The sequence below is a fragment of the Actinoplanes sp. NPDC051388 genome, from assembly GCF_055586225.1.
The window spans coordinates 59147-83390 of the sequence record NZ_JBVJIP010000011.1; the positions used below are offsets into that span (position 1 = coordinate 59147).

Below are 24244 nucleotides of genomic sequence, written 5' to 3' on the forward strand. Positions count from 1 at the left end.
GGGCAGACCCGCGCTCAGGTCACCGAAGGTGACCTTCCGTCTATTGACGACCGTGGCGGCGTCCCGCGGGACGCCGCCCGCCGGTCACTCGGCCGCGAGGGCGCGCAGGACGTCGACCCGGGCGGCGCGCCGGGCCGGCCACGCCGTCGCGAGCATGCTCGCCACCACGGCGCCGGCCGCGCACGCGGCGAGCAGCCCGGCCGGGATCTCGGTGACGGACAGGTTGAGTGCCCTGGTCGTGGCCCAGCCGATGAGCGCGCCGAGGAGGAGCCCGACCGCCGTCCCGGTGGCGGCGACGATGACCGCCTCCCAGCGGAGCATCGCCCGCACCTGGTGTCGCTGCATCCCGAGCACCCGGAGCAGCCCGAGCTCGCGGGTGCGTTCGAGCACCGACAGCGCGAGCGTGTTGACGATGCCGAACAGCGCGATCAGGATCATCAGTCCGAACAGGCTGTAGTACACCCGCAGCGCCGGGTCGAGGTCGGCTGCCGCGCGTTCGCGCAGCTCGTCCCGGCCGGTGAGCTCGGCGGTGGGGTGGCCGGCGAGCGCCCGCCCGATCGCCGTACGGGCCGCCGCGGGGGTGACGCCGTCGCGCTTGCCCACATAGACCCGCGCGATCCCGGGGTCGCCGGTCAGGCCCTCGAAGTCGGTCGGCGTGATCAGGGCGTCGAAGCCGGCGAGCTGCGAACTGACCAGGTCGCCGAACCCGTCGGTGTCGTAGATCGCGCGCACGGTGAAGGCCCGCTCCGCGCTGTCCCCGGTCCGGATCCGCACCGACGACCCGACCGTCGCCCCCTGCGCCTGGGCGACCGTGCGCCGCAACGCGACGCCGCCGCCTCCGACGTCGGCCAGGGCGCCGTCGGGCACCGTCAGTGCCAGGGTCTCCGCGAGCCGGAGGGGGTCCACGCCGGCGAGGGTGATCGGGGCGGCTCCGTGGCCGCCGGCGCTCAGATCGGCGTCCGCGGACCGGACCGCCGCCACCGCCGCGACCTCGGGCAACGCGGCCAGCTGCCGCGGCAGCTCCGGGTTCATCGCCACGTCGGGGTCGAAGGCGCGCACCTGGAAGTCCGCCCGGAACGCCCGGTCGAACCCACCGATGGCGGACGCGCGAGCGCCGGCCGCCAACGTGGTGAGGAAGCCGATCAGGATCAGGCCGATCACCAGCGGCAGGGCGGTCGCCGCGGCCCGCCGTGGGTTGCGTACGGCGTTGTCGGCGGCCAGCCGTCCCGCGACACCGCGGCCGCGACGGACCGCCAGGCCGACGAACCGTGCGATCGGCGGCGTCAGCACGGGGCCGAGCACGAGCACCCCGACGCCGGTCAGCGCCACCCCGACCCGGACCAGCGTGTCGACCGCCGGGTCGGCGAGCCCGCCGACCAGCAGCAGGCCGGTTCCGGCGAGGCCGGCGAGACCGCCGACGGTGGCGCGCAGCCGGCCCACCCGGCGTTCCACCGCGAACACGTCGCCCCGCAGCGCTGCGATCGGCGGCACCCGAGTCGCCCGCCGGGCCGGACTCCACGCCGAGACCAGCGCCGTGAGGATGCCGACCGCGAGGGTGACCAGGATCGTGCGGGGCAGGATCCGCGGGGCGCCGCCGGTGACGTCCACCGGCACCACACCAGCCGTCTCCAGCAACGCGGCGACACCCCAGCCGACCGCCACGCCGAGCACCAGCCCGGCCAGCGCCGCGACCGTGCCGACGACCGCCGCCTCCAGCAGCACCGCGCGGCGGAGCTGGCGGCGGCTCGCTCCGACGCATCGCAGCAGGGCCAGCTCGCGGGCTCGCGACGCCAGCACGATCGTGTAGGTGTTGCGGATGAGGAACGTGCCGATGAACAACGCCGTCAAGCCGGCGATCAGGAAGATCTGGGCGAAGAGGGCGGGCGGCTCGGCGGCACGGGCCAGCTCGGCGTCCCGCTCGGTCCCGGTGGTCACCGCGTAGCGGCCGCCCAGCGCCGCGGCCACCCGGTCGCGCAGGTCGCCTTCGACGGTCCCGGGCGTGCCGTGGACCTCGACGAAGCTGACCAGGCCGGGGCGGGCGAGCAGGTCCCGGGCGGCGCTCGGATGGACGCCGACGAACGCCGCACCCGGCTGCTCCGGCGGATCGAGCAGCCCGACCACCGTCACGGGTTTCGGCAGGCCCCCGGAGCTGACCACCCGCACCCGGTCGCCGACCCGGTAACGCTGCGACGCGGCCGTGGCCGGGTCGATGACCACCTCCCCCTGGCCGGCCGGCACCCGCCCGCCACGCAGGCTGCCGGCGAACGACGGGTCGATCGTCCGGGCCATCGGTTCGCGGCCCGCGATCGGATGGCCGTCGCGCCCGAGGATCTGCACGACGCCGACGACCACGCCGGTGACCGAGGCCACCCCGTCGACCTGCGCCAACCGGTCCACCAGCTGCACCGGCACAGGCACCGGCAGCGGCCCGGCGCCGTCGCGCGCGGCGTCGGCGGCGCCGACCACGACGTCGACTCCGCGCGGTGGGTGGTGCGCGCTCGCGGCGGCGACCGCCCGCCACGTGTCGATGGCGACGAAGGTGCCGGAGACCAGGCTGACGCCGAGCATGACCGCGACGGCGGTGAGCAACAGCCGGCCCTTGTGCGCCAGGACGCCGGCGAGTGTGTAGCGCAGCACGGTCACGCCACCTCCGAAAGGGTCTTCATCCGGTCCAGCACGCCGTCGGCGGTCGGCCCGTCGAGGGTGTCGACGACCCGGCCGTCGGCGAGGAAGAGCGCCCGGTCGGCGTAGGCCGCCGCGATCGGGTCGTGGGTGACCATCACGACGGTCTGGTCCAACTCGCCGACGCTCCGGCGCAGGAAGTCCAGCAGGTCGCCGCGGGCACGCGAGTCGAGGTTGCCGGTGGGCTCGTCAGCGAAGACGATCGCCGGCTGCCCGGCCAGCGCCCGGGCGGCCGCGACCCGCTGCTGCTGTCCGCCGGAGAGTTCGGCGGGCTTGTGACCGAGCCGGTCGCGCAGCCCCACCGCGTCCACCAGGCGGTCGAGCCAGGCGCGGTCGGGTCGCCGTCCGGCCAGCGCCAGCGGCAGCCGGATGTTGTCGGCCGCGCTGAGTGTGGGCAGCAGGTTGAAGGACTGGAAGATGAAGCCGACCCGATCCCGGCGCAGTCGGGTGAGCTGCCGATCGCCGAGGCCGGTCAGGTCCGTCCCGGCGAGGTGGACCGCGCCCTCGTCGACCGCGTCGAGGCCGGCCAGGCAGTGCAACAGCGTCGACTTGCCCGAGCCGGACGGTCCCATGATCGCGGTGAACCGGCCCTGTTCGAACTCCACCGAAACCTCGTTCAGCGCCCGCACCGCACCGGGACCGTGCCCGTACGTCTTGGTGATTCCGACCGCCCGCGCGGCAACTTGATCGATCATGGACTCAGCCTGGCGGGACGGATGCGGGCCGGGCACCCGGTGGGCCGCCGCCGCACTTCGGGACAACCCGGGGGGACAGCCAGGTGTCGCGGCGCCGCGCGGTCCGGCACCCTGGTGGGCGTGGCGCGGTTCCTGCGATCTTCCTACGACGAACGGGCCTGGCGCCGGCTCCTCTTCGCGCTGGCCGGCGCCCCGCTGGCCGTGCTCGGCTTCGCCTACCTGCTGCTCGTGCTCGTGCCCGGCGCGTTCCTGTCGCTGACCGCCGTCGGTCTGCCCTGGCTGGCCGCCGGCCTGCGCGGCGCCCGGGGCCTCGCCGCCGGGCACCGGGTGCTGATCCGGCGACTGCTCGGCGACCTGATCGAGAGTCCGCCACCCCTGCGGGCCGGGCCGGGCCTCGTGGGCTGGGTCCGAGCCGGGCTGACCGACCCCACCGGCTGGCGCGCTCTGGCCTATCTGCTGGTCAAGCTCCCGTTCGCGCTGGTGGCCGGCGCGATCACCGCGCTGGCCTGGCTGTACGGCCTGGCCGCCGCGCTTTACCCGATCTGGGGCCGGTTCATCGTCTTCCCCTCCGTTGCGGACGAGCGCGGTACCCGGCTGGTGACTCCCACGTTCGGCGGCTGGACCATGCCGGAGTGGCTGTTCGTCCCCGCGGTGGGCATCGCCGGGCTGCTGCTGCTCCTGGCCGCTCCCTGGATCACCCGCGGTCTGCTGCAGCCCGAGCGGCTGCTGGCCCGGGCCCTGCTCCGGCCGACCAATGCCGGCCGGCTGCGCCAGGCCCGGACGCAGGCCGTGGACGACTCCGCCGCGCGGCTGCGACGGATCGAACGGGACCTGCACGACGGGGCCCAGGCCCAGCTCGTCGCGCTGGCGCTCAAGCTCGGGCTGGCGAAGGACGAACTGACGGAGGGCGACCCGGCAGCGGCCCTGACCCTCGTGGACACCGCGCACCAGGGCGCCAAGCAGGCCCTCGTCGAGTTGCGTGACCTGGTGCGCGGCATCCACCCGCCGGTGCTCGACACCGGACTCGAGCCCGCGCTGCAGACGCTGTCCGCCCGCAGCGCCGTCCCGGTCGAACTGGACATCCACCTGCCGGTCCGGCCGTCCCCGGCGATCGAGACCATCGCCTACTTCACCGCCGCCGAACTGCTGGCCAACGTCGCGAAACACAGCGGGGCACGGCAGGCGGGTCTGTCCCTGTCCCCCACCGGTCCGGGTCGGCTGCGGCTCACCGTACGTGACGACGGTGCCGGCGGCGCGCGGACCAGGCCGGGTGGCGGCCTGGCCGGGCTGGCGCACCGGGTCGGCGCGGTGGACGGCCGGCTGGAGCTGACCAGCCCACCCGGCGGCCCTACGGTGGTCATCGTGGAACTCCCGGAGCGTGCCTGATGCGAGTCGTCGTCGCGGAGGACTCGGCGCTGCTGCGCGATGGTCTCGTGCACCTGCTCCAGCGGCGTGGCCACGAGGCGGTCGCGGCGGTCGCCGACGCCGGTGCGCTGCTCGCCGCCGTCGCCGAGCACCGGCCGGACGTCGCCGTGGTCGACGTGCGGATGCCACCCACTCACACCGACGAGGGGCTGCGCGCGGCGCTGGCGCTGCGCCGCGATCACCCCGGCGTGGCGGTGCTCCTGCTCTCCCAGTACATCGAGACCCGGTACGCCACCCAGCTGTTGTCCGGGCGATGCGAGGGTCTCGGCTACCTGCTCAAGGACCGGGTGGCCGATGTCGGCGACTTCCTCGACGCGCTGAGCCGGGTCGCGGGCGGGGCGACCGTGCTCGACCCGGAGGTGGTCAGCCAGATCTTCGGGGCGAGCCGGCGGGTGTTCGCCCTGGCCACCCTCACGGCGCGCGAGCGGCAGGTGCTCGGGCTGATGGCCGAGGGACGGTCGAACTCCGCGATCGCGGACGCCATCGCGATCAGCTCCGCGTCCGTGGAGAAGTATGTGACCAGCATCTTCGGCAAGCTCGGCCTCGCGCCGTCGGACACCGACCACCGCCGGGTGCTCGCGGTCCTGCGCTACCTCGATTCGTGACGACGCCGGCGGCGATGCCGACCAAAGTCGCGCCCGGCGTCGCCATCGGTATCCGACGTGGCGACCTTTGGCCGCAGCCCCGGTCCCGGCGGGTCATCCATCGTGGAGCAATGACCGACCCCAGAATCTCCCGGGCACGTTTCCTGGCCGCCGCCGGCGCCGTGGCTGCCGCGCCGCTGATCGGCGCGGGTCCCGCCGCCGCCGCGGGTCGGCGGGCGCCGGCACGACATGGCGTCTGCTACGCGGTCGGTGACGGAGACCATCCGGGCACCGGCTGGACCGCCTCCCGGATGCGCGCGGACCTGCGCGCCATCGCCTGCGACCTGCACGCCAACACGATCTCGGTGTATGGCACCGGCCCGGACCGGCTCGCCGCCACCGCGACCGAAGCGGCCGGACGCGGCCTGTCCGTCTGGCTGCAGCCGCGCCTCGGCGACGCCCCGGCCGCCGACATCATCGACCATCTCGCCGAGACCGGCCGCGCCGCCGAGCGGCTGCGCCGCCGGGGCGTTCGCGTCGTGCTCAGCGTGGGCTGCGAATTCGTGCTGTTCGTGCCCGGCATCGTGCCGGGCGCCGACGCCCTCGAACGCGTGCGAAACCTGCTGTCGGGCAACTTCGACCCGGTCGCCATGCAGCGCCGGCTGACCACGTTCACGGCACGTGCCGCCCGTGTCGGCCGGTCGGTGTTCCAGGGCCCGCTGACGTACGGCGCCGCGTTCGACGAACAGGTCGACTGGTCACTGTTCGACCTGGTCAGCGCCAACTACTACGGCAACCGCCCACGCCGCGACCTGGCACCGCTGATCAGGCTCGGCAAGCCCGTCGCGGTCACCGAGTTCGGCAGCTGCACCTACCGCGGCGCGGCGGCGGCCGGCGGCATGGGCTGGGACGTCGTCGACTACGAGGCCGATCCACCGGAGATCATCGGCAACCTGACCCGCAGCGAGGAGGAGCAGGCCCGCACTCTGACCGCGCGCCTCGCCGACTTCGCCGCGATGGGCCTCGCCGCGGCGATCGCCTATGACTTCGTCACACCGGACGCGCCACACCGCCGCGAGCCCCGCTACGACATGGACCTGGCGAGCTACAGCATCGTCCGCACGATCTGGGCTGACGACACCGACCCGGCCAACGGCTGGCGGTGGGAGCCCAAGCTCGCCTTCCGTGCCCTGGCCCGGCAGTTCGCCACCGCATAGCCGTTGCTCCGACGACAGCGACGGCGGCCGGGGTGGTAATAGTGTGGGCGGCATGGACGATCTCGCCCGAGGCGCCACCGATCTGCTCGCCGGGATGCACCGGGCCGGCACGGCCTTCCGCACGTACGGGTACGCGCAGTTCCTTTCACACCAGTCGGTCCGGTGGAAGTACGGAAGCGCGCTCGGGCACGCCGTCGAGCCGTTCGCCGCGGTGGGGGTGTCATTCCAGCTGCTCGATGAGCTCAACCGCTGGGTCAGCCTCGATGTCGGCCTGTGGGCGCGCAACGGCGGCTTCGAGGTGCAGGGAGACGCCCTGGTCGACGACCCGCTGCCGACCCGGGGCGGGGGCGGCAATCAACGCTTCCTGCGTGACCTGCCGGACGTCCGGACCAGCGACCTGGCCGAGGCGCTCGATGCCGTCGAGCGCTACACGACGGAACTCTGCGCGTACGAGTCGGTGCTCGATGATCTCGGCGTTCCCCGCACCGACACCTGACTGCTGCTTCGTCCGAGGTCGACAGGCGGCGGAGCTCACCTCCTGCGGATCGCGGGGTCGATGGCCTCCGGCGCGGAAGGCACCTCACCGATCTCGATCATCCAGAGGAGGTCGGTGAGATGTTCGAGGGCCTTGGCCAGATATCTGCGGTAGGTGCTCAACGGCAGGTCGAGGACCTCCGCGGCGGCCTCCTGGGTGGGGGCGGGGCGCAGGTAGGTGCGGTGCAGGACCGCCCGCAGCTGCGGGCCCTTGGGCAGGTCGCCGAGCTGAGCGACGGCCCGTTCGATCGTGGCCCGCAGCCGGGCGACGTCCGGGCCGGTGCCGGACGCGGCCAGGGCCGAGCCGAGCAGCGGATTGGTGGCGAGGTGGTCGGGCCGATGCAGGTTCTGCAGTGCGGTCCGGACCGCCGCCTCGAACCGGGCGCGGCCCAGCGCCGGCGGCCGGATCAGCGCGGCCGGTGGCGCTCCGGTCCCGCCGGAGTGCCCCCGCTCGTACATCAGGTCGAGCCAGGCCCCGATCGGCAGGCGCCGCCAGTCGATGCCGTATGCGACATGCCGCACGCCGTCGACCTCGATGTCGGCCAGTGGGGCGAAGGCGATGTAGTCGAATCTGGACGCCCAGAACTCGGTGTCGACGATCACCACCACGGACCACGCGAGCGGCCTGGTGAGCCACTCGATCATGCTGGACACCGGTCCGGCGACCACCATGTAGGGGTCGCGCTGGTGTGCGCACGCGCCGCCGGAGAACCGGGTGATGAAGACCTGCTCGCCCGGGCGGACGGGCCCGTGCGCCGCGATGTGACCGAGCACGGCCCGGATCACCGGGTCGCTCTCCTCCAGCGGCGAGCCACTGGGGCACAACAGATGGTGGGCGAACCCGGCGAGCCTGCCGCCGGAGCGGATCACGCTGAGGTGTTCCGGCTGCTCGGCGAGCCAGGCACGGGCGAGGTCGGCGCTGGCCGTTCCTTCGAACCGTTCGACGATCGCGATCACCTGGTCGTGCTCGTCGAGCCGGGCGGGCAGGACCGCGGCGGAGCCCTGCGCGCGCACCGCCGAGATCACCTCGCCGAACGGGCTGTGCCGATGGAGGAAGAACAGCTGGTGCGCGGCGGCTTGCCGGGCGGCCCCGGTCGCGGCGCGCAGGTCGGCCAGCGCCTGGTCGTAGACGAGCCCGTCGTACTTCCGGTATTGCTCGGGCGCGCGACGTTGGAACTCGGCCTTCAGCACGTCGCGGGCGAGATCGTGGGCGAAGAGCCCGTGCGGGCCGCCGGTGACGAACGGAAGCCCGGCCAGCCAGCGCCACACCGCGGGGGCGTCGGCGCCGACCGTCCGCGCCAACAGGTCCTCCGTGGTCAGCCAGGCGATGGCGCAGGTCGCCAGGCCGGCCATCTGAGCCTGGGTCGGCACCTCCCGCAGGAACGAGCGCAGCAGGGCCGAGATCAGATCCGGCGCGTCGGCCAGGGTGCCGGGCACTTCGCCGGCGGTGGCGAGGTCGGCCAGCAGAGCCATGGTCAGCGGATGCCCGGCGCCGAGCGCCACCAGGTGCGGCCGGACGGGCGGCAGGACGCCGGCATGGGCGAGCAGTTGCCCGCTCTCGTCCGGGTCGAAGTGATCGAGGCGATGCACCGCCACCAACTGCCGCCACCCCGCGTCGGTGCGCCACGGCGGCGTGGGAGCCTCCCGGCCGGCCAGCACGACGACGGTGTCCGCGCTCAGGCCCGGAACGAACCGCTCGCGTAGCCATCCGTCGATCGGGGTGAGCTGCTCGTAGCCGTCGATCAACAGGACGGCGCCGGCCATCAACGCCGCGACCGGCGGATCGCCGGTCGCCCGGCCCGCCGCGGCGCGGACGGCCGTTTCCAGCCCTTCCGGCGAGGGGTCGATCTCCCGCCCGTCCACCTGTACGACGAACCGACCGGCCGTCCGGGCGCGGGCAGCCAACTCCGCCAGCAGCGTGGTCTTGCCGATGCCGCCCTGGCCGTGTACGAACAGCACCCGCCGCGCGGAGCCGGCCTCGATCGCGGCGTCAAACCCGGCGAGCTCGTCGCGGCGTCCCACGAAGCGTTGCCGCCGTGCGGACTCCAACAGATCACCCAGGTGCGCCGCCATGTCTCACCTCCCCACCGGTCGGGTCCACTCTCCACCTCCGCGCCGCGGCTGGACAGCGTTTGACGACCATCTGACCTGGCACCTGAGCGTCCCGCGGCCCGATCCTCTGAGCGCCGGACACCCAGCTGCCAGAAGGGCAACCTCATGAGCTACCTGGCCTGGGGAATCGGGCTGCGGATCAGTCTGCGGGCGAACCGCGCACTGCTGGCGAGCACCGGGACCAGCACCAACGTGCTGTCCAAGGCGGCCCACGACCTCGCCCGGCGCGTCACCGGGAACCCGCGCGTGCCGCCGCTGGCAGCCGCCGCCGGGTACGTCGGCACCCAGGTCGCGGCGGAGGGGATCTACTACGCGAGCGCCTTCGGCGCCGCCGCCTTCAGCGACGCGGTCACCGCCCACGAGGCGCTGGTCTTCCTCGCCGGTGCGAACTTCGCCGCCCTGTACGAGTGCGGCCTCGCGCACCTCACCGCCGTTTCCTGCGTCGCCGCCGCGGGGTTCGCGTCGTTCGAGACCGACTGGGCGCCGGCGGATTATCTGGCCGCGCCGGGCGCCCACGACTGGCGGCCGTTCGTGCGCTAAACCCTGCAGTGTGAGGGCATCGACCGCCCGAGCGACGAGGAGATCCTCGCCCGGGAAGACCTCACCAGGCAGAAGATCACTCGACTGGTCCGCGTCGACGGCCGGCAACCCGGCCCGGCAGGCTGTTCCTACGCGACCGTGATCAGCCCGTACTGCGCGGACTCGGCAACTGGCGACCGCGCGGCCTGGCAGACGCTCATGCGCAACATCATCGGACTCGTCCAGCCGGGCGGACTGTTCCTCACCGCCGCCCTGCGCCGCTGCCGCGGTTACACCGTCGCGGGGCACACGTTCCCGGGCGCCGACATCGACGAACGCGACCTCCGGACGCTCCTGCGCCGGGATTTCGACCCCTCCAGGCTGCGATCGAGGTCCGGCAGACCGGACAGGGCGGCACACACGGCTACTCGGCGATCGTGCTCTGCCGGGCCCGCAGGCGCCCGGCCGAGATCGACCCGGCCCTCGCCGAACTCGTCGCCGCCACCATGCGGCCGAACGGATTGCAGGACCGGGTGACCGTCCTCGGCCGAGAGCCCTCCTCGAAGGAGTGAACCGGCGGGCCGGCGGGTACCGGAGTCGGGCCGCCGGCCGAGGCCGGCGGCCCGATTCGTCACCGGAGGCCCTGATTCGTCATCGGAGGCAGAGCACGCTGACCAGCGTGGCCGTCGAGCCGGGAGTCACGTCGATCTCGGCACTCCGCAGATCCGCGGAGGGCTCGAAACGCCGGATCATCCCGGTGCCGTCCCATGCCCCGCCGCCCGCGCCGTGCACCCGGGTGTCCGGCGTGGTCGAGCAGAGGACGTTGCCGCTCAGTCCCGATTGCGCGGCCCCGACCGGCGTCTCCGTGCCGGTGGTGGTGAAGCAGATGGCGACCGCCTGCACACCCCACTGACCGTCGTAGCCGAGCGGAAGTTCCCGGGCGTACGCCCGGGAGATCCCGCGCGGCTTGTCGGATCGCACCACCTGAAGCCCGACGTCGCGGCCGCCGTTCACGACCTCACCGCCGTACCCGACGACCTTCTTGCCGGCCGAGCACGCCTTCGCCGTGTCCTGCGCGGTGGCCGACGACGGCCCGGTGACCGTCGAACGGACGACCTCATGCCCCGGCACGCTGCCGCTCGGCGCGCACACCGCGATGGCGCGCAACCGGTACGACGTGACCACCCCGGTCGGCGCGGCGGAGGTCACCGAGGCCTGGTCCGGCCCGGCGTTCTTGATCGGCTGCAAGCGCCGGAGGAAGACCCGGCCCGTCTCCTCGTCCTCGACCCGCGCACCGACGCCGACGATCCGCGGCGCCGACGCGGGACAGGTCGCCGTGGCGGTCTTGACCGCGACGATCGTGTCGTCGGTCGGATTCCCGAGCACCCGGACCACGCCGGAGACGGCCGTGGCGGGCGCCGCCAGCGCGGCCGCGGCGATCGCCCCCACGACCACTGCCGTTCCGATCGTTCTGAACATGTTCTGCACGCGATTCCCCCTGTCGGATCTGCGACCGGGACCGCCCCCTGCGGACCCGGACCATCGCCACCGGCCGCTCGTGCGGCGATACTTCCGCCTGGACCGATGCTGCGGGCCACTGTGCGCGGCCGGTCTTCGCAGATCCTTCGGAGTTCGTTGAATCGGCAGGTGAGATGCGTTTCCGGGTGCTGGGCGCGGTGGAGGCGGAGATCGGCGGCGGGCCCGTCGACCTCGGCCCGGCCCGGCAGCGCGCCGTGCTCGCGGCGCTGCTGGTGGACGCGAACCGGCCGGTGCCCGCCGACGCCCTGCTGCACCGGGTGTGGGGCGACCGGATGCCGCAACGCGCCCGCAACACCCTCTCCGGCTACCTGTCGCGGCTGCGCCGGGTGCTGGCCGCGGACCCGGCGACCGCGTTGAGCCGGCGCTCGAGCGGCTACCTGCTGACCGTGGATCCGGAGGCAGTGGATCTGCACCTGTTCCGCCGGCTGGTCCGGATCGGCCGGGAGAAGGCGGATCGGGACTCCCTCGCCGAGGCACTGACGCTGTGGCGGGGCGAGCCGTTCGCCGGCCTCGACACCCCGTGGTTCACCGGCGTCCGGGCCGAGCTGGCGGCCGAGCGCCTCGCCGCGCGGCTGGACGGTCACGAGCTGGCTCTGCGGGGCGGCCGCCATGCGGAAGCGCTGTCCTCGATCGCCGCGCTGCACGAGGAACAGCCGACCGACGAGCGGGCCGCCGGGCACCTGCTGCTCGCGCTCTACCGGTGCGGACGTCAGGCCGACGCGCTTCTCGCCTACCAGCGGGTGCGGCTGACCCTGGCCGACGAGGTCGGCGCCGACCCCTGCCCGCAGTTGCAGGACCTGCACCGGCGAATCCTCGCCGGCGCGGCGGATCTCACCCTGCCGGACAGAGCGCCGGCCACCGAGCGTACGGCGGCGGTGCCGCGACAGCTTCCCGCGCCGCCGCGGAACTTCACCGGCCGGGCCACCGAGCTCGCCGCCCTGGACGCCGCCCTGGCCGACACCGGCCACGCCGTCCCGCTGACCGTGCTGACCGGAACCGCGGGCGTCGGGAAGACCGCACTCGCGGTGCACTGGGCGCACCGGGTGGCCGACCGGTTCCCGGACGGGCAGCTCTTCCTGAACCTGCGGGGCTTCGATCCCCTCGACCGGCCGGTCGACGCGGCCGAGGCGGTCCGATCCGCGCTGGACGGGCTGGGCGTCTCGCCGTCCGCCGTACCGTCGAGTCTGGACCGGCAGACCGGTCTCTATCGCAGCCTGCTCGCCCACCGGCGGGTGTTGGTCGTGCTCGACGACGTGCGATCGGCCGCCCAGGTGCGCCCGCTGCTGCCCGGATCGCCCGGCTGCCTGGTGCTGGTCACCAGCCGCGACCAACTGCCCGGCCTGATCGCCACCGACCACGCCCAGCTGCTGCCGCTGCCCCTGCTCGGTCCGGAGCAGGCACGCGAGCTCCTGTGCGCCCGGATCGGGACGGCCCGGGTGGCCGCCGAGCCGGCGGCCGTCGCGGACCTGATCGCCCGCTGCGTCGGCCTGCCGCTGGCGCTGGCCGTGACCGCCGCGCACGCCCGAACCCGGCCACGGCTGCGGCTGGCCACGCTCAGCGCGGACCTGGCGAGCGCGGCGGCCGGCACCCCACTGGCGCCGTTCACCGGCAGCGATCCGGCAGTCGACCTGCGGTCGGTGTTCGCCTGTTCGTACCGTCTGCTGACGCCGTCCGCGGCCCGGCTGTTCCGGCTGTTGTCCGAATATCCGGGCGCCCACATCAGCCTGCCGGCGGCGGCCGGCCTCGCCGCCGGACCGGTCCGGGCCGAAATGGCCGAGCTGACCCGCGCGCACCTGATCGAGGAGGTCGGCTCGGAACGGTTCGCCATGCATGACCTGCTGCGGGCGTTCGCCGCCGAGCTGAGCAACAGCGAGGAGCGGACCGCGGCCCGGAACCGCGTCGTCGACCACTACCTGCACAGCGCGCACACCGCGGCGATGACTTTGGAGCCGCACCGCGATCCCGTCACCATGCCACCGGCGCTCGACGGCGTCGTGGCGGAGCGCCCGGCGGACGCCGCCGCCTGGTTCGTCGCCGAGCGCCCCACCCTGGTCGCGGCCGTCGAGCACGCCGCCCGAGCCGGCCTGCACGCCCAGGTGTGGGGGCTGGCCTGGTCGATGACCGACGCCCTCAACCGGCAGGCCCGCTGGCACGACCTGGCCGCCTGCTTCGCCCAGGCGGTGCGGGCGGCCGAACGGCTCGGCGATCCCGCCAAGGAGGGCTACGCCCGCCGGATCCTGGGACGGGCGCTGACCCGGCTCGACCGCCCCGACGAGGCATTGGATCACCTGAGCCGTGCGGTGGCGGCCTTCGAGCGCCTCGGCGACCCGGTCGGTCAGGCGCACAGCCACATCATGACCAGCGTCGTCTACGAGTATCTCGACCGATGGGAGGACGCACTGCGGCACGATCGGCGGGCGCTCGAGTTCTTCCGCGCGGGTGGCCACCGGGTCGGTGAGGCGCGGGCCCTCAACAACATCGGCTGGCGGCTCATCCGGCTGGACGACTGCCGGCAGGCGATCGAGCACTGCGAGCGGGCGTACGACATCTGCCGGGAGATCGGCAACCAGTACGACGAGGCGAACGCCGCGGACAGCCTCGGCCTGGCTCACCACCGGCTCGGCTGCCCGGACCGGGCGATCACGTTCTACGGCCGCGCGATCGACCTCTACCGCCGGACCGGGCACCGGCCCGGGGAGGGACTGTCGTTGCTGCGCATCGGCGACGCCCGGCTGGCGGCCGGCGAGACGGAGGCGGCCCACGCGGACTGGCGGCAGGCCGCGGGCATCCTCGCCGAGATCGAACACCCGCGCGCTGCCGAGGCTCGCGCACGGCTGACCGAAACTTAAGGACCGCTGCCTGCCCTCGGGATGCAAAGATAGGCGGATATCGATCCCGGAACTTCGCGGTGAAGGAGAAGCGGATGCGTGTGAGTCGACGGATGGCAACGGCTGGCGCGACGGCGTGCCTGGTGCTCGCGGGCGGTCTGCTCGCCGCCGGCCCGGCCGCCGGGCAGGCGATCCCGGCTGCGGGGGTCGCGACCGCGCCGCCCCCGGTCGTCAAATTCGAGGCCGAGGCACGAACGGCTCAGCGCGGAACCACAGTCGTGGCCGACGCCGGCGCCTCGGGCGGGTTCGTCGCCGGCGAGCTTTCCCACCGGGACTGGCTGCGCTACGACGACGTCGCGGTGGCGGGCTCCCGATTCACACTGCTCTGCTTCGTCGGCGTGGCGCCTTCGGGCACCGAGGTGGCCACCATCGACGTCCGTATCGGCAGCCGCCACGCAACGCCGACGCAGAGCATCGCCCTGCGCACCATCGGAGCACCCGCCACCAGACAGCTGGCCATCGGCGTCGGGCCCGTTCCCGATGGCGTGCACCGGATCTATCTGACCGTCCGCCAGCCGAGCCGAGGGCCGGAATTCGCACTGGACTACGTGACCTTCACGGCCTTCCCACCTCCGCCGTCGTTCAACTGCTGACCGCCTCACCGTCAGCTGCATCCGACTGCCGCACTTGCGACCGGACAGTCGACATCGGAACTCCTGCGGCGGGACTGTCGGGTTCGACTCACCTTGCCGACACCAGGAGCACCGACATGAGCGGTGACCAGTCTCGAAGCGACCTCGATCGCGTCCCGAACCGGCATGATGACAACCGCAACCTCATGATCACGTCGCACATCTATCTGCGTACCGCGATGGTCTGCCTGCTCGCCGCGCTCGGTCTCAGCGTGCTGCACCACACCTGGGTCCTGGATTTCGAACCACTGGGCTCAGTCAGTGCCTACTACTACACCCCGGCACAAACCGTTTCGTGGCATCGCTGATCGCGTTCGGCGCGTGCATGATCTCGCTGCGGGGCAAGGACGACTGGGAGGACCTGTTTCTCAACCTGGCCGGGATCTTCGCGGTCATCGTCGCAGTGGTCCCGACCTCGAGCGGATCAGACCGCGCGTCCGCGGCGGAAGGATGCACCCCGACGCAAGGGACAGGTTATCCCGGGCCGACTGACGGCAAGGAAGCCTGCGAATCGGCGGCCGCCCTGAGGGACACCGCCCGGGCCAGCATCGACAACAACATGGCTGCACTCATCGGAGTGGCGGTGCTCGGGCTGATCGCCACTGCCGTGTTCGTGATCCTCCGGCAACGCAAGGCGTCGGCCGTCCAGGGCAAGAGTCAGAACGACATCGACTCCAGGACGAGGCCCTGGTGGGGTTTTGTGGTCGGCGCCGCCGTCATTCTGGCCGCCAAGACAGAAGTCTCCGTAGGACTCGCAAGTGCCCATCACTGCGATACCGTTCGGGCATGCCCGGCGAGGATGGCTTCGGAAGCCATGCCTGGACCAAACGCACGGCGGGAGTGATGACGCCGGCCGAGCGGCGGCGTGCGATCGCGCCGATCGCTCGTGGCATGGCCGACTACGTCATCGGTTACGCGAAATTCGTGACGGGTTGGACGCCACGCGCTGCGGCGGCGTTGTCGCTCTCGGACCGGAGGATCCCGGACACCCCACTGTCGGCTGTCGCCGAAGACTCCGGCACGAGAAATGTCGTCAACTGCCCACAGGTCGATCTTGACCTTGTCGTTGGCCACGATGTTCAGATCTTCGGGATGCTCCACGACGACACCTCATCTTCTAACTGTCGCCGGGTGTCCACCACATCGGCCAGCTGGGTGGGCTGTCGCCGGCGGTTGCGGCGGGGCCGTGGTTCCTGAAGCCGTGCCGTAGGTAGAGATCGCGGTTCCGTGGATCGTTGGCTTCCAGATAGGCCATGCTTCCGGCCGATTCGAGCACGCTCAGTCGGTCGTGCAGGAGTTGGCTGCCGATCCCCCGGTTCTGCCGGCTGGGCTGGACGCCGAGGTACGCGAGGTAGTGATGGTCCCAGGTCGGGTGGCGCGCCTGCAGCGTCTTCGCGACCGCGCCGAGTCGCTCGATGGCGTGCGAGGCGGGCAAGTCCGACGGGTCGTTGAACTCGTAGACGTCGGTGACTCCGTCCGGCAACGGGTAGTTGAACCAGACGGCCACGCCGATGATCGCGCCGCCATCCTCGGCGAGCCGGACGGCACCCTGCTCGCCCGCATGGTCGAGCAGTCCGGTGAAGTACGGATACAGCAGGGCGAGGCGGATGGAGGCATCGGGCTCGGCCCACGTGATGATCGGGGTTCGGCGGAACGCCTCGGCCAGTACGGCGGCTGCGCTCGTGCGGTCATCGGGGCGGGCGTCGCGAATGTGGACGGTTCTCAAGCTCGGCACGGGAGGAGCCCTTCACTGCCGGGCATTCAGCGGCTGCCGGGAAGGAGACGGAGCTTGCGCAGCGTCGTGATGGACTGGTCGCGGCGGAGCCAAGCGATCACCAGGGCGAGCAGCCCGAAGATGATGGGGATGACCGGGTTGCCATCGTCGACGATGACGAGCTGGGTGATGGTCGCGCCGACCATCTGCACCGCGAGCGCGGCGGCGGCCAGACCGGCCAGCGGCAGGTAGAGCAACGCGAGGCCACCGAGGATCTCGGTTGCTCCCGTGAAGTAGCGCAGCCACTGGCCGGCGCCGATTTCTTCGTAGGACGCGACGATCTCCGCACCGCCGGTGTATTTCGTGATGCCGAAGTACAGGAAACCCACGGCCAGCAGCCCTTGCAGGGACCAGGCTGCGATGGATTGGACGCGTGACGGGGACGTGGCAAGAGAAGACATGCGTTACTCCTGAAGGTGAATGGTGAGGTCTCTTCGGCTGCGGGCTGACCAGCGCCGTGGGCAAGCGGTCAGTCGGCGTTGTCTTCGATGACCGTGGTGCTGTAGTCGCCGGTCCAGGACGCCCGCGCGCCGGAGTCGCCGATGAGATAGACGTCGTAGAGCGCGGCGCCCGCGATGAGGGAAGCGACGACACCGACGACCACCGTCACGGCGGTGTTGCGCGGGGCGAGGAAGGTTCGCTTGCGTCCGGAAGGCGCGCCACTGAACCGCATTGCTTCGCGATGGCGCCACCAGGTGACCAGCGCCATGACAGTCACCGCGAAGGCGGCGTACAGCGCCGTGTCACCGAGCTGGGTGTGGTCCTCCAGGAGAGCCGAGTCGGGGACTCGATCCTGCAGCCATTGGCCGGCATCCATGGTGATCGGCACCAGCACGAGGATTGCGGCCGACAGGAGTACGTTCGGCCCGGCCAGCCGGCGGCGCGCCGCCGGCCACCAAGCAGTGAGAACGAGTAGCACCGCCGCCAAGGGAAGCAGCACCACGATGGCGTGCACCAGCAGGATGTGGGCGGGCAGCCCGTTGACGGTGCCCATGAGTGTCCTCCGAAGTCAGGTGACAGTGCTGGAAAGGTCAGGAAAGGTTCAGCGGCCGGCTGGTGCGCTGATCGCTCTGAGCCGCCCGTTGAACGCAAGCGTGTCGCCACGACGGAACCACGCGACGACGGCGAGAAGGATCATCAGGATCAGGGGTACGAGCGCGTCGGGGCCGGAGAGGAAGATCCCGGGAAATACGGCGCCGCCCAGGACGCCGGTGAGCCCGAGCGCGCCGAGACCGCTCACGCCCGGGATGATCAGTCCGAATCCCCCTGCGATTTCCAGAGTTCCGACCAGAATGCGCAGCCAATGTCCGACGCCGACGTCCGTGAAGGTCTGCACGGTCTGCTCGGTCCCCATCACATTGCCGGGCCCGAAATAGACGATGAAGAGCACCGCCACAGAGACCTGGACGACCCAGAGCGCGGCGCTGCCACCTTTCACAGGCGCGCCGGTTCCGGCGGCGGTCAGCGTTCGGTTCATGAGTGTGCTCCAGGTCGTCGAAGTTGCCGGGTCACTGAGGCGAACGCGCCTCGATCACGGCCTAACGATCGTCGGGTGAGGGCATGCTCCGCGTCCTACAGCTATGGACAATGCGAGGTACCACGGTTGCAGTAGGGATGCCCGCAAGCGGTGTCGTTCGAGCTCAGGCGTCCTTGCGCTTCAGCCGCCACGCGGCCGCGGCGCCGACCACCACGAGATAGGCGAGGAAGACCAGCATTCCGGCCCACGGGGCAAGGTCGTTGTCGCCGCGGGTGAGCGCGCCCATGGCCGCTCCCGCCGACTCCGGCAGGTACGGGCCGACGTCGTCACGCCAGCTCTCCGGCAGCAACAGTCCAGCGATTCCGGAGAGGAGGAACATGGCGCCGAAGTAGGTGCTCAGGGCGGCCGGGGTGGAGCGGAGCAGCGCGCCCAGCGCCAGACCGAGCAGTCCCGCGCCGGTGAGGTATCCGGCCGAGCCGATGATGGCCCGGACGACGCCCGGATCGGCCAGGGAGGCACCGCTGTCGCCGAGGATCGCCTGGCCGCCGAGGAAGGCGATGAACGCTGAGACGACCATCAGGCCGAACGTCACGCCGGCGAACACCACGGCTTTGCCCCACAGGACCCCGAGCCGGGTCGGCACCGCGGCGAAACTGGATCGGATCATGCCGGTGCTGTACTCGCCGGCCATGAACAGCACGCCGAGGGTTCCCAGGATGAGCTGGGCGAAGTTCATGCCCGCCAGGCTGAGGTCGATGGGGTTGTCCGGTCCATCGCCGTCCAGCTGGCCGCTGGCACTCATCCATGCGGCGAGCAGGCCGAGTCCGACGAAGAGGATCACCGAGACGGCGAGTGTGACGGTGGTCGAACGCAACGACCAGAACTTGATCCATTCGGATCGGATCACCCTGAGTTGAGTAACGCGCAGGCGGCCGGCCGCCTCGTTCCCGCGGTGGGCGAGAGTGCTCATCAGGCGGCCTTTCCTGCCGCGGCTGCGAGCGGCGGCTGCGTGGCAGTGGCGGTGTATTCCACGGCGTCGTGGGTGAGGGTCATGAAGGCTTCCTCGAGCGAGGGCTGCTGAGGGGTCAACTCGTGCAGGACGAGCCCGGCCCCGGCCGCGAGATCACCGATCCGGTCGGCGCTGAGCCCGGAGACCTCCAGGACGCCGCGGCAGACGGTGGTGACCGAGATGTTCGGTCCGACCAGAAGGTCGTGCAGAGCGGCTGTCTGCGGAGAGCGGACCCGGACGGTCTTCAGCGAGGCTCGTTCGATGAACTCGTCGACGGAGACGTCGGCGATCAGCGCGCCGCGGCCGACGATGATCAGGTGTTCCGCGGTCACTGCCATCTCGTTCATCAGGTGCGACGACACGAAGACGGTGCGGCCGTCGGCCGCCAGATTGCGCATGAGGTTGCGGATCCACAGGATGCCTTCGGGGTCGAGTCCGTTGACCGGCTCGTCGAGGATCAGCGTCCTGGGGTCGCCGAGCAGGGCCGAAGCAATGCCGAGCCGCTGACCCATGCCCAGGGAGAATCCGCCGGCCCGTTTACGGGCCACCTCGTGCAGACCGACGATGTCGATCACCTCGTCGACCCGTGCGGCCGGGATGCCGGTCGTGGCGGCCATCGCCAGCAGATGGTGGTATGCCGATCGTCCGGTATGGACAGCCCGCGCCTCGAGAAGCGCTCCTACCTCCTGCAGCGGGGCGGCGTGTGCGGCGTACGAGCGGCCGTTGACCGTTGCCGTGCCTGACGTGGGGCGGTCCAGGCCCAGGATCATCCGCATCGTGGTGGATTTCCCGGCACCGTTGGGCCCGAGGAAGCCGGTGACGATGCCCGGCTGGACGGTGAAGGTGAGCCCGTCGACGGCGGTTTTGTCGCCGTAACGCTTGGTGAGTTCATGTACCTCAATCATGCCGACCACAATGGATGGGCCGAGCGCTGATCGCGTCTTCCACGTGTGGGCATTTCCGGCTACCACGGTTGTAGTAGCCCGGCGGGGTGATGGGGGTCGTCAGTGGTGGAGCCACGATGGCCGACCCGGGTTCCGGCCCGCGTCCTCCCGTCGTGGTCGTTGCGGACTACCGCCGCCGTGGTAGCCATGGCTTCCGGAGCCGTACTACACGTGCACGACGTCAGCGACGCCGCGGTTCCGTACGGTGACCGGCATGGTCCTGTTGAACACCCGATTCCCGCGCGCCTGGGCTGCTGCGGTGCGCCATCCTCAGATGGTGGACGCGCTGCTGGGTGCGCTCATCGGCGTGTTGTCCCTGCTCTCTGTGCTGGAGGGGCCCCGCGGCATCCCGGGTCGCGACCTGACGGCACTGGACGTCATGGTCGCCGCGGCCGCTGCCCTGCTGGTCACCCTGCGGCGCCGCTGGCCGGTGCCGGTCCTGGTGATCGTCACCGGCGCGGCGGCATGGGCGGTGGCTGACCGAGGAGAGATCTACTCGCTGACCACGGTGTCGGTGATCTGCGCGTACACCGTGGCCTCGCATCGGAGGCGGACGACCGCGTGGACGGCGGGCGTGTCCGCCGCCCTGGTCGTCTTCTTCGCCGCCGTGGTGTTCGACGGACAGGTGTGGGACTCCTCCGAAACCCTGGAGGACCTGGCCTGGATGGGGATGGCCGTCGCGGTCGGTGACGCGGTGCGGACCCGGCGGGCGTACGTCGCGGCGGTCGAAGAGCGGGCCGAGCGGGCCGAGCAGAGCCGCGAAGAGGAAGCCCGGCGGCGGGTGGCCGAAGAGCGGCTGCGCATCGCCCGCGAGCTGCACGACATCGTGGCGCACCACATCGCCCTGATCAACGTGCAAGCGGCAGTGGCGTCGCACTTGCTGCGGCCTCGCCCGGATCAGGCCGAGGAAGCCCTGGGACACATTCGGCAGGCTGTCGGCACCGTGCTCGACGAACTCTCCACCGTGCTGACCGTGCTCCGCCACGCCGACGACCCGGAAGCCACCACCGAACCGACACCCGGCCTGAGCCGGCTCGGCGGGCTGCTCGACTCCGTGGCTGCAGCCGGTTTGCGGGTCGCGCACCAGCAGGACGGCGAAGCCAGACCACTGCCCTCCGCCGTCGACCTCGCCGCCTACCGCATCGTCCAGGAATCACTGACCAACGTCCGCAAACACGGCGGCGACCCCACCGCCCACCTCCGGCTCAGCTACACCGCCAGAGGACTGGCCATCGCCGTCGACAACCGGACCAATTCCACAGCCGGCGCGCGCCCGCGAACCGGGCACGGCCTGACCGGCATGCGTGAACGCGCCACGTCGCTGGGCGGGACACTGGATGCTGGTCCCGACGCGGACGGCCGGTTCGCCGTGCGAGCCTTTCTGCCCGCCCCACTCAGTAAGAAGGTGTAGACGTGACCAAACAGATCCGGGTGTTGCTCGCCGACGACCAAGCCCTCATCCGAGCGGGATTTCGCGTCCTCATCGAGTCCGCGCCAGACCTCGAGGTCGTCGGTGAAGCCACCAACGGTCGTGAAGCGGTCGCCCTCGCCCGCAGCGCTCGCGCTGACGTCATCCTGATGGACATCCGGATGCCGGAGCTCGACGGCATCGAAGCGACCCGCATGATCACCGCCGACGAGAACCTGGCCGGGGTCCGGGTGCTCATCCTGACCACCTTCGAGCTCGACGAGAACGTGCTGCGAGCACTGCGTGCCGGCGCCAGCGGCTTTCTCAGCAAGAGTGTTCAGCGTACCGAACTGCTCGACGCCGTCCGCGTCGTCGCCGGCGGCGAAGCGCTGCTGTCGCCGAAGGCCACCCAAAGCTTGATCTCCCGATTCCTCGACTCCCCTGAACCGATGCCGCTGCCTTCACCGGCCCAGCTCGACGCTCTGACCGACCGCGAACGCGAAACCCTCTCCCTGGTTGCCGCCGGGCTGTCCAACGACGACATCGCCGAACGCCTCTACGTCTCACCACTGACCGCCAAGACTCACGTCAACCGGGCCATGACCAAACTCGGCGTACGCGACCGAGCGCAGCTGGTCGTCATCGCCTACCAGTCGGGTCTGGTGCGGCCCGGCGAGATGCCGCCGTCGCGTTGACCGCGGGCGCTCGGCGTGGCGCCGCTCGCACTACCACCGCGGCGGTAGGACGCAATTACCACAACGAGGAGACGCGGACGACCCCCGCGCCGTAAGACCGTGGCCTCCATGGGAATGTCCTCGAACCGGCCCGCCCGCCGCTGGCCAAACTTTGTCGTTCGCTCACTGGGGATCCTGGTCATTCTTCAAGTGCTGGCGCAGGCCGCGCTCGCCGGCGCCTTCATCACCGGCAATATCGGCCTGCTGCGTCTGCACAGCTTCAACGCCATCCTGCTCATGCTGACCTCCCTCGCTCTCATTCCGGTGACAGTCGCTGTCGTCCGGGCCGGCAGTGGCCCGCGGTGGCCGATCCTGCTCAGCATCGCGCTGTGGGTGACGGTAGTGACGCAGGCCGTCCTGGGTTTCCTTCGCCGAGTGGGTTTGCACATCCCCCTGGGCATGACCCTCATGTGCCTGGCCACGGCGTTCACCTGGTGGGCGTTCAGCCACCGCCCCTCCGGCCGGCGACCGGGCCTGACGTCCACGCGGCCCGAGGCGGACGTGGCCCCGGTCGGCGCGACCATCACCACCGGAAACCAGGCATGAGCGCCGGCCTGTCGCGGCGCCGCCTGTTCGCTCTGGCCGGAGCCACCGGAACCGTCGCACTGACCGGATGCGGCACACCGGCGGACGGACCCGGCACCGGCGCTCTGCTGACCAGCCGGCTGCCACTCCCGCCACGATTCCGGACGCCATTGCCGATCCCGCCAACCGCCAAGCCGTTGATCAGCAACGTCGCCGGTGACCATGTCTCTCTGACCCAGCGAGTCGCCGACGTCCAGATCCTGCCCGGTCACACCACCAGCATCTGGGGCTACGACGGGATGTTCCCGGGTCCGATCATCCAGGCCCGACGGGGGCATCCGCTGACCGTGACGATCCGCAACGAGTTGCCCGTGCCCACCTCCACCCATCTGCACGGCGGGGTGACACCGCCGGACTCTGACGGCCTGCCCCTGGACCTGACCATCCCGGCCGGCTATTCACCCGCCCCGCCGCACCTGCACGGCGCCGGCGCTCGAGTCCACGAGGTCAGCCGCGACTACCGGTACCCGATGGAGCAGGCGGCAGCGACACTCTGGTACCACGATCACCGGATGGACTTCACCGGGCCACAGGTGTGGCGAGGGCTGGCCGGGATGATGATCGTGTCGGACGACCAGGAGGATGCACTGCCGCTGCCGCGGGGCGACCGGGACCTCCCGCTGCTGCTCTGCGACAGGGCCTTCGAGGCCGACGGTTCGCTGCGCTATCCGATGCGAGACATGACGATGACCTCACCCGGGGCCGACGGGGACTTCCAGGCCGGCCTGTTCGGCGACGTCATCCTCGTGAACGGCGCTGCCTGGCCCCGGCACGAGGTGGCCGCCGTCCGCTACCGGCTCCGGCTGGTGAACGGGTCGAACGCCCGCCGCTATCGGCTCGGTCTTACGCCGTACGGCGCCCTCGTGCAGATCGGCAGCGACGGCGGCCTGCTGGCCGCTCCGGTCAGCCATCGAGAGGTCATGCTGTCGCCCGGCGAGCGGTGCGACGTGCTGGTCGACTTCTCCGCGTTCCCGGTCGGCAGCGAGGTCGACCTGGTCAACTCCCTCGGCAGCGGCGCCACCCGGGATGTCATGCGCTTCGTCGTCGCCCGCACCGGCAAAGACGACACCGGTGTCCCCGACCGGCTCGCCGAGGTGCCCGTGCTGACCAGGGCGGACGCCGTCGAAACACGGCAGTTCAACTTCCGTTTCGCGGCCGAGAGCTGGACGATCAACATGCAGACCTACAACCCGGCGGCCTCGATTGCCGCGCCACGTCTCGGCACCGTCGAGCTGTGGCGGCTCACCAGTGACTTCCACCATCCGGTGCACGTGCATCTCGCGCACTTCCAGGTGTTGACCCGCGGAGGACGACGCCCGGAGCCGTGGGATGCCGGATGGAAAGACACGGTGGATGTGCGGGCATACGAGCCGGTGGAGGTTCTGGTGAGGTTCGCGGGATACCGGGGCCGTTACATGATGCACTGCCACAATCTCGAGCACGAGGACATGGGGATGATGGCCAACTTCGATGTCGTCTGACGCAC

General features: G+C 71.5%; 24 protein-coding genes and 1 pseudogene. 15 read left to right on the top strand and 10 right to left on the bottom strand.

Annotated elements, in window-relative coordinates; all coding sequences use genetic code 11:
* Nucleotides 1-84: 84 nt before the first annotated feature.
* A complete protein-coding gene (locus ACZ6TI_RS26500) occupies nucleotides 85-2643 on the bottom strand; it encodes an ABC transporter permease (RefSeq protein ID WP_465347849.1) in 2559 nt (852 codons plus the stop codon).
* A complete protein-coding gene (locus ACZ6TI_RS26505; RefSeq protein WP_465347850.1) occupies nucleotides 2640-3377 on the bottom strand; it encodes an ABC transporter ATP-binding protein in 738 nt (245 codons plus the stop codon). The genes ACZ6TI_RS26500 and ACZ6TI_RS26505 overlap by 4 nt, the downstream gene beginning before the upstream one ends.
* Nucleotides 3378-3497: 120 nt before the next feature.
* Between ACZ6TI_RS26505 and ACZ6TI_RS26510 the strand changes: the two genes are divergently transcribed.
* The 4 genes from ACZ6TI_RS26510 to ACZ6TI_RS26525 all read left to right on the top strand — a co-directional run bounded on the left by ACZ6TI_RS26510 (nucleotide 3498) and on the right by ACZ6TI_RS26525 (nucleotide 7099).
* Entirely contained in the window at nucleotides 3498-4763 is a 1266-nt protein-coding gene (locus ACZ6TI_RS26510) for a sensor histidine kinase (RefSeq protein WP_465347851.1), read from the top strand.
* Nucleotides 4763-5407, top strand: a complete 645-nt coding sequence (locus tag ACZ6TI_RS26515) for a response regulator transcription factor (protein ID WP_465347852.1) — start codon at nucleotides 4763-4765, stop codon at nucleotides 5405-5407. The genes ACZ6TI_RS26510 and ACZ6TI_RS26515 overlap by 1 nt, the downstream gene beginning before the upstream one ends.
* A gap of 110 nt (nucleotides 5408-5517) precedes the next feature.
* A complete protein-coding gene (locus tag ACZ6TI_RS26520) occupies nucleotides 5518-6603 on the top strand; it encodes a hypothetical protein (RefSeq protein ID WP_465347853.1) in 1086 nt (361 codons plus the stop codon).
* Between the two features lie 52 nt (nucleotides 6604-6655).
* Entirely contained in the window at nucleotides 6656-7099 is a 444-nt protein-coding gene (locus ACZ6TI_RS26525; RefSeq protein ID WP_465347854.1) for a hypothetical protein, read from the top strand.
* A 35-nt stretch (nucleotides 7100-7134) separates the two neighbouring features.
* On the opposite strand, the gene ACZ6TI_RS26530 is transcribed toward ACZ6TI_RS26525, so the two are convergent.
* On the bottom strand, nucleotides 7135-9210 hold the full coding sequence (locus tag ACZ6TI_RS26530; protein WP_465347855.1) for an AAA family ATPase: 2076 nt from the start codon (nucleotides 9208-9210) through the stop codon (nucleotides 7135-7137).
* Between the two features lie 144 nt (nucleotides 9211-9354).
* Here ACZ6TI_RS26530 and ACZ6TI_RS26535 point away from each other — a divergent pair, with 144 nt between their 5' ends.
* From ACZ6TI_RS26535 to ACZ6TI_RS26545, 3 genes and pseudogenes are all read left to right on the top strand, one after another.
* A complete protein-coding gene (locus ACZ6TI_RS26535; protein ID WP_465347856.1) occupies nucleotides 9355-9789 on the top strand; it encodes a hypothetical protein in 435 nt (144 codons plus the stop codon).
* Between the two features lie 84 nt (nucleotides 9790-9873).
* A pseudogene (locus ACZ6TI_RS26540) lies at nucleotides 9874-10059 on the top strand (guanitoxin biosynthesis pre-guanitoxin forming N-methyltransferase GntF); the annotation flags it as partial.
* Nucleotides 10060-10205: 146 nt separating this feature from the next.
* Nucleotides 10206-10340: a hypothetical protein gene (locus ACZ6TI_RS26545; protein WP_465347857.1), complete on the top strand. Its 135-nt coding sequence runs from the start codon at nucleotides 10206-10208 to the stop codon at nucleotides 10338-10340.
* A 79-nt stretch (nucleotides 10341-10419) separates the two neighbouring features.
* Here the strand turns inward: ACZ6TI_RS26545 and ACZ6TI_RS26550 are convergent, their stop codons facing one another.
* Nucleotides 10420-11247, bottom strand: a complete 828-nt coding sequence (locus tag ACZ6TI_RS26550) for a hypothetical protein (protein ID WP_465347858.1) — start codon at nucleotides 11245-11247, stop codon at nucleotides 10420-10422.
* A gap of 173 nt (nucleotides 11248-11420) precedes the next feature.
* Between ACZ6TI_RS26550 and ACZ6TI_RS26555 the strand changes: the two genes are divergently transcribed.
* The 4 genes from ACZ6TI_RS26555 to ACZ6TI_RS26570 all read left to right on the top strand — a co-directional run bounded on the left by ACZ6TI_RS26555 (nucleotide 11421) and on the right by ACZ6TI_RS26570 (nucleotide 15671).
* Nucleotides 11421-14156, top strand: coding sequence for an AfsR/SARP family transcriptional regulator (locus ACZ6TI_RS26555; RefSeq protein WP_465347859.1), 2736 nt, complete (start codon nucleotides 11421-11423; stop codon nucleotides 14154-14156).
* Between the two features lie 74 nt (nucleotides 14157-14230).
* Nucleotides 14231-14788: a carbohydrate-binding protein gene (locus ACZ6TI_RS26560; RefSeq protein WP_465347860.1), complete on the top strand. Its 558-nt coding sequence runs from the start codon at nucleotides 14231-14233 to the stop codon at nucleotides 14786-14788.
* 116 nt (nucleotides 14789-14904) lie between these two features.
* Entirely contained in the window at nucleotides 14905-15135 is a 231-nt protein-coding gene (locus ACZ6TI_RS26565; RefSeq protein WP_465347861.1) for a hypothetical protein, read from the top strand.
* Nucleotides 15123-15671, top strand: a complete 549-nt coding sequence (locus ACZ6TI_RS26570) for a hypothetical protein (protein ID WP_465347862.1) — start codon at nucleotides 15123-15125, stop codon at nucleotides 15669-15671. The genes ACZ6TI_RS26565 and ACZ6TI_RS26570 overlap by 13 nt, the downstream gene beginning before the upstream one ends.
* 273 nt (nucleotides 15672-15944) lie before the next feature.
* Here the strand turns inward: ACZ6TI_RS26570 and ACZ6TI_RS26575 are convergent, their stop codons facing one another.
* From ACZ6TI_RS26575 to ACZ6TI_RS26600, 6 genes are all read right to left on the bottom strand, one after another.
* Nucleotides 15945-16553 (bottom strand): GNAT family N-acetyltransferase, encoded by a 609-nt coding sequence (locus ACZ6TI_RS26575; RefSeq protein ID WP_465347863.1) that lies wholly within the window; start codon nucleotides 16551-16553, stop codon nucleotides 15945-15947.
* Nucleotides 16554-16588: 35 nt separating this feature from the next.
* The gene (locus ACZ6TI_RS26580; protein ID WP_465347864.1) at nucleotides 16589-17002 is read right to left on the bottom strand and encodes a DoxX family protein; all 414 of its coding nucleotides are present in this window, start codon (nucleotides 17000-17002) and stop codon (nucleotides 16589-16591) included.
* 68 nt (nucleotides 17003-17070) lie between these two features.
* Nucleotides 17071-17595, bottom strand: coding sequence for a DUF2231 domain-containing protein (locus tag ACZ6TI_RS26585; RefSeq protein WP_465347865.1), 525 nt, complete (start codon nucleotides 17593-17595; stop codon nucleotides 17071-17073).
* Between the two features lie 48 nt (nucleotides 17596-17643).
* Entirely contained in the window at nucleotides 17644-18078 is a 435-nt protein-coding gene (locus ACZ6TI_RS26590) for a DoxX family protein (protein WP_465347866.1), read from the bottom strand.
* Nucleotides 18079-18241: 163 nt separating this feature from the next.
* Nucleotides 18242-19048, bottom strand: coding sequence for an ABC transporter permease (locus tag ACZ6TI_RS26595; protein ID WP_465347867.1), 807 nt, complete (start codon nucleotides 19046-19048; stop codon nucleotides 18242-18244).
* Nucleotides 19048-19992, bottom strand: coding sequence for an ABC transporter ATP-binding protein (locus tag ACZ6TI_RS26600; protein ID WP_465347868.1), 945 nt, complete (start codon nucleotides 19990-19992; stop codon nucleotides 19048-19050). Before ACZ6TI_RS26600 ends, ACZ6TI_RS26595 begins: the two co-directional genes overlap by 1 nt.
* Before the next feature lie 253 nt (nucleotides 19993-20245).
* Here ACZ6TI_RS26600 and ACZ6TI_RS26605 point away from each other — a divergent pair, with 253 nt between their 5' ends.
* The 4 genes from ACZ6TI_RS26605 to ACZ6TI_RS26620 all read left to right on the top strand — a co-directional run bounded on the left by ACZ6TI_RS26605 (nucleotide 20246) and on the right by ACZ6TI_RS26620 (nucleotide 24239).
* Entirely contained in the window at nucleotides 20246-21442 is a 1197-nt protein-coding gene (locus tag ACZ6TI_RS26605) for a sensor histidine kinase (RefSeq protein ID WP_465347869.1), read from the top strand.
* Nucleotides 21443-21456: 14 nt separating this feature from the next.
* Entirely contained in the window at nucleotides 21457-22134 is a 678-nt protein-coding gene (locus ACZ6TI_RS26610) for a response regulator transcription factor (RefSeq protein ID WP_465348075.1), read from the top strand.
* Between the two features lie 108 nt (nucleotides 22135-22242).
* A complete protein-coding gene (locus tag ACZ6TI_RS26615; protein ID WP_465347870.1) occupies nucleotides 22243-22719 on the top strand; it encodes a hypothetical protein in 477 nt (158 codons plus the stop codon).
* On the top strand, nucleotides 22716-24239 hold the full coding sequence (locus ACZ6TI_RS26620) for a multicopper oxidase family protein (RefSeq protein ID WP_465347871.1): 1524 nt from the start codon (nucleotides 22716-22718) through the stop codon (nucleotides 24237-24239). The genes ACZ6TI_RS26615 and ACZ6TI_RS26620 overlap by 4 nt, the downstream gene beginning before the upstream one ends.
* Nucleotides 24240-24244: the final 5 nt, after the last annotated feature.